This window comes from Candidatus Chloroploca asiatica (genome assembly GCF_002532075.1).
Classification (GTDB): Bacteria; Chloroflexota; Chloroflexia; order Chloroflexales; family Chloroflexaceae; genus Chloroploca; species Chloroploca asiatica.
The window spans coordinates 54,493-69,423 of the sequence record NZ_LYXE01000050.1 but is presented as its reverse complement, the minus strand read 5'-3'; the positions used below and the strand labels follow the sequence as shown (position 1 = coordinate 69,423).

Here is a 14,931-nt window from a genome sequence, read left to right as displayed (position 1 = left end):
GGATTACGCAGACTAGAAATAGAAGGTTTTTTCTCTCACCTAGCTTCAGCTGTTTTTTCGCCTCTACTCGGCACTGCGGCAGTTCTTAACGCTCGCTTTGCAAGCTCTGTAATTCGCTCAATTAGTGCAAAGATTCAGCTTACAGAAAGTTACGTTGCACGCGTTCCATTCCCGGAAAATATTCCTCTCCTCTTACCACAGATCGAAGCTGATTGCCTCACCCTCAAACGCCACCTCGTCGCCACCGACGCGACCGAGCGCAGCTTCAGCGGGGTCATCGGCGATCTATCCCAGCTCGATGCTGTGGCCGCAGTGCTCCACACGCTGGAAGGCCTCAACGAGCGCGAGGTCTTTGCGGCCTATGAAGTTGCTGGCGATGATATGCAGGCGGTACTGGATGAAACCGGCATCCCCGCCGGCTTCCACCCGCTGATCGCTGGCTACGATACCCTGCCCGATCTGCCCGCCGACCTCGACTTGCCACCGCTGCCACCCGAAGTGCGCGACTACCTGGCCGCCCACGAACGCATTGTGCCATCGGCGGCGGAATTGCAGCGCATCAAGCAGCGGCTCCGCGGGCTGTACGAGGCCGGACCGGGCGTCAAAGAGAGCGAGCAAGCGACCGAGGCAGCGGAAGGTGGCGAGGGCGATGAGGATGTGGCTGTTTCGGGCGCACACATTCCCATCCCCACCGAAACCTTCCTGGAGGAACTGTCGGTCAAGCTCGAACTCCACCCGATCGCGGTCTACTGGCTGCTCGAGCAGCTACGTGCTGAGGGTACACGCTGCAAACCCGAAGAACAGCGCCTGCTCGAAGATCGCTTGTCGGTGCTGATCCTGCGCCTGCTCGGCCACCGCTGGCCAAAACAGATCGAAGCGGGTGAGCCGTTGCCCGCGTGGGCCGATGAAGATGGCATCATCCCGCTCACTGCTGGCGTCGGCCAGCCAACGCTTGCCGAACGCTTGCGCCTGCGTTTACGCGCAGAAGATGGCGCAACCGGCGCACAGCAGGCCGAGGCGCTGCTGGCCGAACTGACCGGACTGAGCCTAGAGGAATGGCTCCGGCGCGAATTCTTCAAACGGCACATGCGCCAGTTCAAATACCGCCCGATCGCCTGGCACCTCGCCAGCGACCCGACCACCGCCACGGGCGGCAAAGGGCGCGGCAAGGGCGGTAGTGGCGGAGCGCGATCCGCCCGACGCACCCAACCCGCCTTCGAGTGCCTGGTCTATTATCATGCCTGTAGCAGCGATCTTTTGGCGCGTATCCGCACCCAATATGTCGAGCCATTCTTGCGCGCCGAGCGCCAGCGCCTCGATGCCGCCCGCCGCAGCAACCAGGAGACCGAGGGTGCCCAGGCGCAGGCGCGTATCCAGGAGTTGGAAGAGTTCAACCGTCGCCTGCAGAGCGTGGCCGAGCAGGGCTTTGCCACCCCCGAACTGGAAAAGAGCCTGGCCGACGAACCGCTTGATCGCTGGAGCAGCGACGGACTGATCGCCTTGCCCGACCACGCGGATCTGCTGCGCCAGGAACAGAGCTGGCGCGTTGACCTCAACGACGGCGTGCGGGTCAATATCGCCCCCATCCAGCAGGCCGGCCTCCTGGTTGCTGATGTACTCAAAGCTGCCGACGCCAAAAAGGCGCTTGCCGACCGGGCGCGCTGGCGCTCGGACGAGCGGCGTTGGGTGCGCCAGGGCAAACTGCCGCGCTGCGGCTGGATGCCCGACGACATCCCCGAAAGCCCGCAGTGGACGGTGCTGGCCCCACAGCGCGAAGCTGAGCAGGCGAAGCTCGCAGAAAAGCGTCGGGCCGTCGTGGAGCGCGGTGGGCAGGGCGTAGCCAGGGCTGATGCAACGTCTCAGGAGGGTTAGATAAAGTCCGCAGATTACGCAGATTACGCAGATTACCGCTTCCGCATCTGCGTAATCTGCGTAATCTGCGGATGATCGAAATGAGTTTGCATCAACCCGGCAGGGAGTAGCGACAGAAGAGGGAACGCGACTGTCTTGATGGTACAATAGTGTGCATCAGTCTGATTGATCGGCAGAGAACGCAATGGCACATGGGCCATGATAACGCTGCGGGGGGAGGTATGACAATGAAAACAATTGAAACAACGATCACGGTGCTACCAAACGGGAGTATTCAGATACCGCCACGTCCCGATCTTCTCCCAGGTGAGCATCGTGTGGTATTGGTGATCGAGGAGCACCCGATACCTTCTCGTGAACCTGTGGTGCCACTCAAGCTGAAGATGCTCGATTGGTCGGCCTGGCCTGCGGACAGCACCTTCAGACGGGAGGAGCTCTATGACGACAGTGGCCGCTAATGCGTTATTCATCGATACGAATATCTTGATCTATCTGACCGATCCACTCTCGCCATGGCAAACCACTGCGGAGGCAGCGCTCGACCGTGCAAGATCTGGTGGGCAGCGGCTGTGCATCAGCCAGCAGATTCTGCGCGAGTTTCTGGCGGCAGCGACACGCGCTGCACTCAATGGCAGCAACATCTCGAAAGACGATCTTCTTCAGAATATTGCGGTATTTCGTGCCACATTCGATGTTCTCGATGACACACCACTCGTACTTGACCATCTCGTTGATCTGATTCGTACAACCGTCGTTGCTGGTCGCCAGATCCACGATACCAATATCGTTGCCACCATGCTCGCCCATAGTGTTCACCGTGTACTCACCCACAACGCCCGTGACTTTGAACGCTACAACCACCTGATCGAGGTTGTGCCCCTGGTGCCCTAACAACGCGCCATCTTCAGGCTTCTGCGTCGATGCTTTCAGCGCACCACCGTGGGCCAATCGCCGAAATCGGGAGACCTCTATGCCCAGCCTCACTCTGCAAAAGCGCATTGACACCCTGGTACGCCAGGTGTTTGCGCGTTATCCTGGCGCATGGCTGTTCTGGTGCGATCCGCGTGGCGATTGGCGTCCACTGCTAGAGCGGGTTGCGGGCGATGAGCGCATGGGCGGCTTTCCGCTCGTGCTGGTGACGGAACACCTGAGCCAGGCGATCGGTGGCTTGCAGGCCCGCCAATCCATCCAGGCCCATATTGATGCGGGCGAATCATTCGTGGTGGTTGCCCAGACATCCCCTGATCAGCTTGGGTGGCTGTGGGGGCATGCCTTGTTGGCCGAACAACGCTATCACAAATCACTCCGTGAACAGTTGTTGGAATGGGGCTGGCGACCACAAAGCCCGACGACCAGTGAAGACGAGATCGCATTCCTGGCGCGCCAGGGCCTCCAACACGATCCGGCAACCTGGGGTGGTGGCGGGCTTCAGCCAGATCTGCCCCTGTTGTTAGAAGTGCTCGCTGGTGGGGCCGTGCCAAGTGCCGATGAGCAGTATGTGCTCGATCTGACCATTGAGCAAACCGGGCTTCCTGCACTGCAGAACGAGGCACTGGATCGCTGGCGCGCCCGCGCACTTGCCCGCCTGCTCGTCACCCAGGCCCACTCCGTCGCACCGCGCCTAATTGCCGCACAGCATGAGCTGTTGATTGCCGAAGGCCAACGTGGTGCGGCACTCGAACTCCTGATGCGCTGGCAGGACAGTTTGCGCCTCAGTAAAAAACTGCCTGGTGCGATTCTCGATGCCGACAAGATCGCCACCCTTGCCAGCCTGCTCAGTGAGTCCACCTGCAAACTGGCGCCCTTGCTTTCTCGGGCCGCCGAGGCGGTTGTTTTCGCTAACACCTGTACCCGCCTGGCCAAGAAGAGCGGCAAGGAGCTATTACATGCACTGGTTGCCCTCCAGCCCGATCTTGAGCCGCATGTCCACGGCTTCTGGGGTCAGGCCTATGGCGCAGTCGCTCCCGCCTTGACGATCCCCTGGGATGAACTGCTGCGGCTCAGTCACGCTGCGCAGCACTTGTTGAGCGCGGCCCCAGAGCGCAGTTGGTCGACCATTGCTGAGGCCATAACGTGGTTTACAACTGGTGGTGGCTGGCGGCTCGATCAGGCCGGTGATGAACTGCTGCGCCAACTCAGCCGCTCAACACCCGAACTGCTGGCACTGATCACCCCCCTGCGCGAGGCCTACCGGGCACGCTGGGAACAATCGCTGATCCAATGGTCGGATCTCTGGACGTCCGCTGGCTGTCCCATACCAGCACTGCCCACCGCAGGAACCTGGCTGGCAGCCCAGCTTGCCATGGCGCATCCAATTGCCATCATCGTCATCGATGCCTTTCGCTATGACCTGGCCGCACGGCTGGCTGAGCAGATCAACGAGCAGGAGGGCATACCGCGGGCAACGGTCGTGGCCGCCCGCGCACCGCTGCCATCCATTACCGCGCTTGGCATGCCATGTGCCTTGCCAATTGCCGAAGAGCACCTGCGCGCCGAGTTCGTCGGCAGCGAATGGCGCGTCACCGAGACAAGCACATCCATCAACTTGAGCATCGCAGAGAATCGGCGGGCGTGGCTGCGGGATCGTGGGATCGTGCCAGCAGAAGGATTGCTGAATCTCACGGATGCCCTCCAGGGGCGCATTCCGAAACCAGGTGGCACCCTCCAGCGTCTCCTGATCACCGATGCGATCATTGACCGGCTGGGCCACGATGATGAGTTGGAAGGGTTGGGAGCCGGGATCGCCCTCACACGCTATCGCGATCTGATCGGGCAACTGCGCGATGCCAACTGGCGGCATATCTGCATCGTCACCGACCATGGCTACATCACATGGTCGGGCAGTACCGAGAAGCGCCAACCGCCACCGCTTCCCGGTGCGCTCTATCGCTCCCGGCGCGCCCTGGCCTATCCCGCCAAGCTCACCCTGGCCGAACCACACGCGCTTGCACCTGGCGGCGACTGGCGGATTCTGACCGCACGCGGTGCATCGAGTTGGAGTGCCTATGGTGGTCTGGGCTATTTCCATGGCGGCGCAGCACTCCAGGAATGGATCATTCCATGTGTCCAGGTGGGTTGGCCCGGGACAGCGCAGCCGGTGGGCGCTCGTCTTCAGCCACTGGCTTTTGTGCTCTCTGCGCAACCAAAGATCGTGCTGCTGATGGCCCGCACCAGCCTGTTTGCTGAGGATTGGCTCAGTCGCCATGTCGAAGTGCTGATTCGACATGCCAGCAATCGGGCGATTCTGTTTCGCTCATCCCAGGTGGAACTCACACCCAACCAGGAGCAGCGCTCGGTGACGCTCAAGCAACAGGCGGGCGCGACGGCCGAGTGGGACGCGCCGCTGCGGATCGAAGTCCGCGATGTCTCGACCGAAGAAACCCTTGATGAAACACCTAGCCTCCTCCGCGTTCGCCTGGATGAGTGGTAAAATAGGAACATTCGTACGCGCATGACTGCTGGCGTCCGACGATCATCAGAGAGAAATCGATCAATGACCCATACCGCACTCTCACGAGCCGCCTTTACCCCAGATGCCCTGGATCGCAAGTTGTTTGCGGCCTTTCCCGGCCTGGTCATGCGCAAAGACCTGACGCAGGCCATTCGTGGCACCAGCAAAGCGCCATCTTATGTGATCGAGTTCATGCTGGGTCGGTACTGCGCCAACCTGTTTGATGATGAAGAAGTGCGTGAAGGGCTGCAACTCGTTCAGCAGGAAGTCGCCGAGTATATTCCGCGCGGTGACGAAACCGAAGTCATCAAATCCGCAATCCGCGAACGTCCACCCCGCCGCGTGATCGATCTGGTCAAGGTCGAGCTTGATGAAAAACTCGATGATGGTGTCTATTGGGCGACCCTGATCACCGCCAATATCAACCGGGTACGCATTTCAACCGATATTGTGACCAAATATGATCGACTGCTTATGGCCGGTGCGTGGTGCAATGTGCGCGTGGACTACGACGACAGCTTCAAGCTTGGCAATCGCACCTATCCCTTCGTGGTGCAACGTTTGGAGCCCGTGCAGGTTGGTCATGTTGATCTGGCCGAGTATCAGGCTGGGCGAGCACAGTTTACCCGTGATGAATGGATTGATGCGCTCATCCGCACCATGGGCTATGAACCGCAGCACCCCGTGATGACCGAGCGGATCAAGTTGCTCTATCTCACTCGGATGATCAGCCTGGTCGAGAGCAACTACCACATGATCGAGCTTGGCCCACGTCAGACCGGCAAGTCATTCTGTTTCACCGAGTTTAGCCCCTATGGCACGCTGCTCGCTGGTGGTGCCGTCAGTGTGCCCAAACTGTTTGTGACCAATACGAACCCACCGCGACTCGGATTGATCGCCCAGCGCGATGTCATTGGGTTTGATGAGATCGCCGGTGGTGCCTTTGATGCCGAGCAGGATAAGAATCTCTATAAGAGTTATATGGAGAGCGGCCAGATCAACCGGGGCACCATCACCGTGCCCGGCGAGGCCGGCTTTGTCTTCAACGGCAATATTAACTACGATCCCCGGCAAGCGACGTTAGCAGAGCACCTCTTCAAACCACTGCCCATGGGGATAGCCGATGACACGGCCTTCCATGATCGTTGGGCTGCCTATCTGCCTGGCTGGGAGATGCCGAAGCTCACGCCCGAAGTCATCACCAGCCATGTGGGGTTCATCCTCGACTACACCAGTGAGATCTTCCACCGCGAACTGCGCCGGATCGGGCACTATGGCACCCTATGGGAGCAATGGTTTACGACCCCTTCGGGTGAGTGGAGCGCTCGCGATCGGCGCAGTATCAACCGCACCTTCTCTGGCTTGACCAAGCTCATCTTCCCGGCAGGCGAGATGACGAAAGACGATGCGCGGCTATTGTTGCGGCTGGCAATGGAACTCCGCCTGCGCGTCAGGATGCAGCTGCATCGCATGAGCCCACAGGAGTTCTCCAGCACCAGCTTTTCCATCGAGGATCGCGTCACCGGCGAGCGTGATGTGGTTACGATCGACGTATAATGCGCACGACGCCTCTACTTGATCCCGGTCGTTGCAATGCCCTCGACAAAATAGCGCTGAGCGAGCACGAAGATCAGCAGCGGCACGCTTACGGCGATAGTCGTGCCGGCCATTACCAGATTCGGGCTTTCGGCGGCGCGACCCTGTAGCACCATCAGCGAGAGGGTCAGTACCTGATTGCCGAAGTTGCCCGTATTGATCACGATCAAAGGCCAGACAAAGCTATTCCAGGCATAGAGGAAGGTGAAGGTGGCCTGGGTCGCGATGGCCGGGCCGGCCAGCGGCACGAAGATCTGCCAGAGAATGCGCAACCGCGAGGCCCCATCCATCAGCGCCGCCTCCTCCAGATCTTTTGGAATGCTGATGAAGAACTGGCGCATCAGGAAGGTGCCGTAGGCAGTGAAGATCCAGGGCATCACCAGGGCCGCGATGCGGTCGACCCAGCCGACGATCACCATCAACTGGTACATAGGGATGATCAACACCACAAAGGGGATCATGATCGTCCCCAGGTAGACCACGAACAGGCTGTCGCGCCCGGGGAAGCGCAACCGGGCAAAGGCGTAGCCGCCCAGCACCGAGGTCACTACCTGCCCGATCACCACCAGGATCGTCACCAGCATGGTATTGGTCAAACTACGATCGATGTTCTGCAACTCAAGCACACGCTGGTAATTCTGGATTTGCAGATCGATCCGCTCGACCGGTGTCGCATCAGTAAGGCTCGCATCGAAAGTGACTTGCGGGTCGTCCGGGTCGACGAAAACGCCCATGCGCCCACGACTCAACTCGAAAACCGGCAGGGTCTGGCCGCCCTCCTCGATTTCCCACAGCAGCTTCGTCTCTCCGTCGACCGTGATCTGCTCCTGAGCAGTGAAGCCGCCGACGGGTTTCGCGTCACGAGGGGCTCGTTCAAACGTCCGGCTCGGATCATCGACGCTGGCAAAGATCACCAGCAGAGCGCCCTGATCGACCAGGGCCAAAGTACGCAAGCCTTCCGGCGTCTCAACCCGGTAGAGCGGCACCGTCTCACCATTGACACTGGCCGTCTGAACGCTGTAAGGCAGCAACTGGGGCGGCGAGCGGAAGACATCGCCTGAAGCCTTGAACGAGGTAAAAAACATGAACATGAACGGGAAGATGATCAACAACCCGAACATGGTCAGCACGGCGTAGGCGGCGATATAGGTGAGCCACTTCTGGGTCTGGTATGATCGGGCACGCTTCATGATGTTCCCCTACATGTCGCCGTAGCGGCGCTGGAGCCGGAACTGCACCAGGGTGACGGCGAAGATGAACAGGAAGACCACCCAGGCCACTGCCGCGGCATAGCCCTGCTCGAAGCGGTTGAAGCCGCGCTGGTAGAGGTAGAGCACGGCGGTCATCGTCGAGTTGTTCGGGCCGCCGCCGGGGGGCGGCGTCATCACGAACGGCTCACTGAAGACCTGGAGGGTGGTGATCAGGGTCGTCGTCACAACGAAGAAGGTTGTGGGCGCCAGAAGCGGCAGCGTCATATAGCGAAAGCGCTGCAGGTTGCTCGCCCCGTCGATCGTCGCGGCCTCGTAGATCTCGCCGGGAATGCCCTGGAGTCCGGCCAGGAACAGAATCGTGTTGAACCCCAGCAGTTGCCATGCCGCCATAATAATAATCGAGGCCAGGGCGGTCTGCTGGCTGGCCAACCAGGCGATCTGGACGGGCGCAATCTCGACGAAAGGCAGCCGGTTGAACAGACCGAGCACCTGGTTGATGCCATAGTTCAGGAAGCCGATATTCGAGTTGTAGAGCCATTTCCAGATCACCGCGACGCCGACCACGCCGGCGATGCTGGGGATGAAATAGATCGCACGGAAGAACTGCATCCCGGGGATCTTGCTGTTGAGGATCGTGGCCACCAGCAGGGCCGGTACGACGCTCAGCATGGTCACCCAGAAGCAGTAGACGATCGTATTCCAGAGTGCGATCCAGAAGATACGATCCTTCGCCCCGACCACAAAGTCACCCAGGCGCACGAGCTCGATATAGCCGCTGCTCAAGACCGCACCCGAGCGCTGACCGGGCGGCACCTGGGCAAACTGTAGGCTGAAGATCTCGATATAGTTGCGCAGGCCTACGAACTCGGCCGTAAACGAGTCGGAGTTGGTGAAGCTGAGGTAGAGCGAGAAGAGCAGCGGCCCGGCGAAGAAGAGCATGAAGCCAAGCAGGTTCGGCGCGATGAACAGGAAGCCGCTGACTGCCTCGGCATCGCGCTCGCCTGCCCCGAAAGCGACGGCAATCTGTGGCCGCAGCATCAGCCAGAAGAACAGGCCGAAGAGCACCGTGGCCGAAAGGAGCACCAGCGCCAATGGGTTGCCGAGCCCGCTGAGCAGCCCGATCACGCCCTGGATCAGCCCCATCGCCAGCAGCAGGATGATCGCGCTGGCACCCATGACCCAGCCGCCGGCACGGTGGAAGGCAGCCTGTGTTGTCGGCGCGTGGGTGAAGCGATCGCCGACGGACCCGATCAGAAAGCCCACCAGCACCCCGAGCAGGAGCCAGACCCAGCGGTTGAAACTTGCGGCGACTTCGTCAAGGCTGATGTAGAGGCCCAGCACGCCGAGCAGGCTGAGCAATGACCCGACCCCAAAAATATAGTTGAGGCCAAGGCTGATCGCACGGCCCCGCCCGTCGCGACGGAGCAGCAGTACGAGCGCGATAACACTGGCGACCGCGCCGAGCAAGATCAGGCCCGCAACATAGAGGCGCAGGCCGTCGCGCTGCACCCAGCGGGCCTGAAGCAGCGCCCAGGCCGCGGCGACGAGTCCGAAAGCGAGCAGGGCGTGCCAGGCCGCGCCAAGCCTGATCACAAGGGCCGCGCCGGCCGTTGTGGCCGGCTTCCGTGCGGTCGTGGTTGCCATGGGCTTCCCTTTTATGGGGTCGCAAGGTGAGCCGGGCTCACCTTGCGACCCCTCACGCATGAACCGCTACTGATCAAAGGCCTGGTTAGCCTCCTCACAGACGGTAGCCTGGTAGTCCTCGAGAGTCAGGTCGCCATTGAGCAATGCGGTAAATTTCGAGCCTGTGGCGGCGTCGAACTCAGGCCACGAGCCGGCCCATAGTGGGCCTTCAATGGCCGGGTCGTTCGCGAGGTTGTTGATGAACGCCTGATTATTGGCCGGTGGGGTGTAGGTCAGGAAGGCCTGGATCGCCGCATCGGAGACACGCGAAGGAATGTTGGCGCCCAACTCGGCGATCTTGCTCTGGGTCTCGGCAGTGGTCAGGGCGCGAACGAGCTGCCAGGCCTCCTCGGGATGCGCGGTGTTGGCATTGACCACATAGGCGCCCCAGAAGAGCCAGCTGCGAGCGCCGCCGGGGCCGATCGGCACGTCGACAACGTCCCAGTCGAACTCGGCGCTTGCGCGGGTGCCGGGTGTGGCCCAGCGGCCGTTGAGGAACATGCCGACATTGCCGGCTAGGAAGGGTGGCTCGGAGTCTTCGCCGTAGGGCACGGCCACGCCGAATTCGTTGTAGAGCCGCGAGGCGAACTCCATGCCCGCCACCGATGCATCGCTATCGAGCGCACAGGCGGTGCGATCCTCGTTGAAGAAGCCGCCGCCGGCCGAGTTGATGAACAGACCGGGGTTGGCCCACCATGCGTTCATACCAAAGCCCTTGACGTCGCCGCCCAGGTTGTTGACCGCTATGGCCGTCTCAAGGAACTTGTCCCAGGTCCACTCGCCGTTAGCCGCCAGCACGCGCGGATCCTCGGCGCCGGCCTGCTCGATCAGGTCGTTGTTGAGGTAGAGCGCGAAGGTCGAGACGTCGCGGGGCAGGCCCCAGAGCGTCTCGCCGGTCATGCCGGTCTCGGGATTGAAGGTTAAGTGGAACATCGGGCCAGGATAGAAGTCGCTGTCGTTATAGTCGGCATCGGCCAGGTCGCGGAGATCGAGGATAAGGCCGCGAGTGGCGAAGTCGGCGATGTCGGTGCCGGGGATCCAGAAGACGTCGGGGGCAGTGCCGGCCGATAATTCGGTCTTGAGCACATCCTGGTACGACGATGTCTCAGATCCGCCGGGCTCGTAGGTCAGGCTGATGTTGTCGAGTTGGGCGTCGATTTCGCTGGAGATCTGGCTATACACGTCGATCTCGGCCTGGTTGTCGGGGCGAGTGCGCCAGCGAAGGGCGACCTCGTCCATGGCCACCGGGGCCTCCGTGGCGGCAGCCGCTTCCGTAGGTGCCGGGGCTTCCGTGGCGGCGGACGCTTCCGTAGGCGCCGGGGCGGTGGTAGGCTGCGCGGTAGTTCCGCCGCCACAGGCCGCAAGAGCCAGGGTAAGAATCGCGATCAGACTGATCCACGAAAATCTGCGTTGCATACGCTGCATGAGGTTGTGTCCTTTCACAGGTGCTTGCCTTTAGGCGCGGAAGCCCAGCACGTTTACGGCTGGGAGGAAGCGCCCTGCTTGAGCGGCTTTCGCCCATTGAGTTGCGCTAAACCGCAATATATGGTACAATTGTTCTTGTGCGAAGGCACGAAACTGGCTCGCCGGTGGAGACGGTTGGAACGCACCTTGAGAACTGAACATCGGTGTGGGAAGGGAGAACGTGTGCCAAGCACATCAGGCGGTCCATCGTCCTGCCCGGTGCTCTGTGTTCGGTATTTTACGCTCTATATTTCAACCACCTCCTTTCGGGAACCGTCACGCCGCGATTGCGTCGCCCACACCTCACTGCTGATGATACGCTCATTCAGGGCCAGAATGGCAGGGGGCGAGAGCGGGCAATCAAGCCGAGCGGCGCCGCCGCTCGTGCCGTGTGCGGTCGAGAATAGCCGGTTGTAGCTATGACAGGTGGCCGCCGCCTCAATGCCGCGTATGATCGCGAACAGGTGCGGATCGGCAAAGAAGCGGTCTGAGGAGGAAGTGATGAGCAGACCGGGCATGCACGAGCGGCGCGGGCCGCGCAACCGCGCCCACGATCCGGGCGCGCAACCCATCGCGGCGGTCACGCACGCGACCCTGGCCCGGGTCGCCGTACTCAAGTAAAGGTGCTGGTTGAGTACGTCTGATACGGTCGCAGGCGAGACCCTTTCGAGCTGCGCAACCTCATCGATCGTCGCCATGTGATCACCCGTCGGTGAGGCTGGCCCGGCGTTGGGCCGTGTCACACCACAACATGTAAAACATTTTGCGCCGGAATCGGGGTGGCGAGACGATACGTGCAGATATCGGCGTGTATAAGATCTATGCAAAAAAGCATACACCGCCCCCGCGAATTTGTCAATTTATCTCGCGCACGCACGAAACTACTATCCTTCGTCCAGAAGCAGAGAAACGCGATCGCTGGCATAACGACGGCGTGGCTGATGCCGTCGTTGCGGCGACCCCGAACGAACCGCGGTGATCGGGCTGAACATTGGGTGCTTCTGACCGCGAGACCCGGCATAAGGTGCTGACACAGTTATCCCAGGCTGTGTCGACGCCTTTTCAGCTTTCCTCTTTCAGCTTTCCTCTTTCCCTCGCTGATCCGTACGCACGCACGGATTCGTCTGTTACAATGGAGTCATATCCTCCGGACACGGTTCATGGAGCAGCGCGGCACGTATGGTCTTGTTCTCAACCACCGTCCTTGGCCCGGGTAGCCCCGTGTTTCGCGGGCGCGCCGCCGAGTTGGCACGCCTGGTGCGCCTCTGCCGCGAGGAGGTGACGCGCTACGGCGTGGTCTATGGCGGGCGTCAGAATGGCAAGACGAGTTTGCTCTTCCAGTTGCTGGGCGCGGTGGAGCAGCCGACGCGGTTGTGTCGGATCGATTTTCAGGCGATCCAGGGCGCACGACCGGAGCAGGTGTTTGCCTATCTGGCCGAGCAGATCGACACGGTCGTGCCGCTTGGTCGTGACCTCGGGCTGATCGTCAGTGCGCCACGGCTGAAGGCCCGGCTCAATGAGGCGCTGGCGCGGCCCGAGGTCGGGCGGCTCGTGTTGATGCTCGACGAGCTCGGTGCGCTGCCGCCAGCCTCGCGTGAAGCCCTGGGCAACGCGGTGCGCTCGTTCTTCCACGACCGACTGGTCTCGCCGCCGCTCCAGAAGTTGCAGATAATCTTCAGCGGCGGCGTCGAGCTCTACACCATGGTCGTGAGCGAGGTATCGTCGCTGCATAGTGTGTGCGAAGAGATCTACCTGCCCGATCTGCCCGCGCCTGAGGCGGTCACGCTGATCGCCGACGGCCTCCAGGCGGCAGGCGTCGAAGCTGCCCTGAGTGAAACGCTTGGCCGGGCGGTCTACGCGCAGGTGGCCGGCCACCCGTACCTGACCCAGCGCATGGGCGAGTTGCTGGCAAGCGCCCACGCGGCAGGCACCGCGCTGAGCGTGGCTAACGTGGAGCTTGCCGCGACCGAGATTGTCGCCGACGCGCCGCCATTGCTGCGCCGCATCCGCGACGACCTGCGTGCGCACCAGTTGGAGGAGGCCGCCCGACGCCTGCTGCGCGACCGCCCGCCCTTCAGCCGCCTCGACGACGACATGGTGCGCCTGGAACTGATTGGCCTCGCGAAACGTGACGGCACGTACTGGGCACCGCGCAACCCGTTGCTCGCGGCGGTATTTCACCAATTGCTTGGGGTGGCCGCGCCGACGCCCGAGCAGGCGCGCCCGGCGACCGTTGCACCCGATGATCCTCCAACGGCGGATCAGCTTATCCTCGCCGAGAAACGTCGCCGTCTGCACGCGCTTGAGCTCACGGCGGCGCGCTACGGCATTGATACGCCGCCCCACATCACGATCGAGATCGAAGACCTGCACCGGGAAATCGAGGACCTGCGCCGCGCCGGGCAAGCATCGACGGCCCATCCTGGCGCAGCAAGCTCGGAGGCCGCGCCGACGCCGGCGGATCGCGCACCGCCCGCGGTAGCAGAGCCACTACCACCCGCCCCAACGCCGCCTATCTCGAAACCACACGAGCAACCAACGCAACCACCTGAGCCTGGCGCGAAAAAGCCCGCGCCCAGGCCTCAGGGCCAGGCAACGAGGGCCGCCTTGCCGCCTTGGGTTCCCGCGCTGGTCAAAGTACCCGCCGGCCCCTTCCTGATGGGCAGCAGCGACGCTGATACGATGGCTACAGCGAACGAGAAACCCCAGCACACGCTGACCTTGCCCGACTACTGGATCGGCAAAACCCCGGTGACCAACGCGCAGTTTCGACCCTTCGTCGAGGGCGATGGCTATCGCAACCGGGCCTACTGGACTGAGGTGGGATGGGCGTGGCGCGAGAAGGAGAGCATTGTCAAGCCAGGGTACTGGGACGATGCGAAGCGGAACGGCAACGACTACCCGGTGGTTGGGGTGAGCTGGTTCGAGGCAGTCGCCTACTGCCGCTGGCTCAGTGCCCAGACCGGCCACCCGTTCCGTTTGCCCAGCGAGGCGGAGTGGGAAAAGGCGGCACGGGGGACGGATGGGCGCATCTGGCCCTGGGGCAATACTTGGGAAGCTGGGCGTTGTAACAGTGCGAAGGATTTCTTTTCTTCGGTTGGCCGAGCCTTTACTGGTCGAACGACACCTATCAATCAGTACCCATCCGGAGCCAGCCCATATGGGGCTTTTGATATGGCCGGCAACGTCTGGGAGTGGTGCGCGACGCAGGACGGCAAGAACTACCCCTACCAACAAGAAGATGAGTGGGCCGAGGCCTATGTGGAACGAGATTTCTTTCGACGGCTGCGCGGCGGAAGTTATGGGGGCGTACAGAAATTCGTCCGGGCTTCGTACCGCTACTACGACGTCTACCCGCGCTCCCGCTACGACTACGTCGGCTTGCGGGTCGCCAGTCATTCTCCGCTGCCCGGTGCTGAATCCTGATTGCTGATTGCTGTATGCGGGCGGCCCTCATTGCGGTAGTGCCAGGTGGGTGCCACCCTTTTTTGACGCAAAGGCGCAAAGGCGCGAAGCTTTGATCCAGCCGGCGTAGGCCGGCTTCGCATACGGTAGCCGACGGCGTTGACGCCGATGGTGTTATGGTCTTTCAGAAATGAATCCGCTCCAGGCCACGAAGGTGGCCTTCGCATTCCCTAGCCGAGGGCTTTAGCC

General features: G+C 61.6%; 10 protein-coding genes. 6 read left to right on the top strand and 4 right to left on the bottom strand.

Annotated elements, in window-relative coordinates:
* The first annotated feature begins 312 nt into the window (after positions 1-312).
* The 5 genes from A9Q02_RS04720 to brxL all read left to right on the top strand — a co-directional run bounded on the left by A9Q02_RS04720 (position 313) and on the right by brxL (position 6,880).
* Positions 313-1,872: a hypothetical protein gene (locus A9Q02_RS04720; RefSeq protein ID WP_141508707.1), complete on the top strand. Its 1,560-nt coding sequence runs from the start codon at positions 313-315 to the stop codon at positions 1,870-1,872.
* A 227-nt stretch (positions 1,873-2,099) separates the two neighbouring features.
* Positions 2,100-2,330, top strand: coding sequence for a hypothetical protein (locus A9Q02_RS04715; protein WP_097651205.1), 231 nt, complete (start codon positions 2,100-2,102; stop codon positions 2,328-2,330).
* Positions 2,311-2,763, top strand: coding sequence for a type II toxin-antitoxin system VapC family toxin (locus tag A9Q02_RS04710; RefSeq protein ID WP_097651204.1), 453 nt, complete (start codon positions 2,311-2,313; stop codon positions 2,761-2,763). Before A9Q02_RS04715 ends, A9Q02_RS04710 begins: the two co-directional genes overlap by 20 nt.
* 79 nt (positions 2,764-2,842) lie before the next feature.
* Positions 2,843-5,302, top strand: a complete 2,460-nt coding sequence (locus A9Q02_RS04705) for a PglZ domain-containing protein (RefSeq protein WP_097651203.1) — start codon at positions 2,843-2,845, stop codon at positions 5,300-5,302.
* A 63-nt stretch (positions 5,303-5,365) separates the two neighbouring features.
* The gene (brxL, locus tag A9Q02_RS04700; RefSeq protein ID WP_172450636.1) at positions 5,366-6,880 is read left to right on the top strand and encodes a BREX system Lon protease-like protein BrxL; all 1,515 of its coding nucleotides are present in this window, start codon (positions 5,366-5,368) and stop codon (positions 6,878-6,880) included.
* A gap of 14 nt (positions 6,881-6,894) precedes the next feature.
* On the opposite strand, the gene A9Q02_RS24810 is transcribed toward brxL, so the two are convergent.
* The 4 genes from A9Q02_RS24810 to A9Q02_RS04680 all read right to left on the bottom strand — a co-directional run bounded on the left by A9Q02_RS24810 (position 6,895) and on the right by A9Q02_RS04680 (position 11,975).
* On the bottom strand, positions 6,895-8,109 hold the full coding sequence (locus A9Q02_RS24810) for a carbohydrate ABC transporter permease (protein WP_245860354.1): 1,215 nt from the start codon (positions 8,107-8,109) through the stop codon (positions 6,895-6,897).
* 9 nt (positions 8,110-8,118) lie between these two features.
* On the bottom strand, positions 8,119-9,774 hold the full coding sequence (locus A9Q02_RS04690; RefSeq protein WP_135478267.1) for a carbohydrate ABC transporter permease: 1,656 nt from the start codon (positions 9,772-9,774) through the stop codon (positions 8,119-8,121).
* A gap of 66 nt (positions 9,775-9,840) precedes the next feature.
* Entirely contained in the window at positions 9,841-11,052 is a 1,212-nt protein-coding gene (locus A9Q02_RS04685; protein ID WP_135478268.1) for an ABC transporter substrate-binding protein, read from the bottom strand.
* Between the two features lie 470 nt (positions 11,053-11,522).
* A complete protein-coding gene (locus A9Q02_RS04680; RefSeq protein ID WP_097651199.1) occupies positions 11,523-11,975 on the bottom strand; it encodes a LacI family DNA-binding transcriptional regulator in 453 nt (150 codons plus the stop codon).
* Between the two features lie 481 nt (positions 11,976-12,456).
* Here A9Q02_RS04680 and A9Q02_RS04675 point away from each other — a divergent pair, with 481 nt between their 5' ends.
* Positions 12,457-14,703: an SUMF1/EgtB/PvdO family nonheme iron enzyme gene (locus A9Q02_RS04675; protein ID WP_097651198.1), complete on the top strand. Its 2,247-nt coding sequence runs from the start codon at positions 12,457-12,459 to the stop codon at positions 14,701-14,703.
* Positions 14,704-14,931 lie beyond the last annotated feature (228 nt).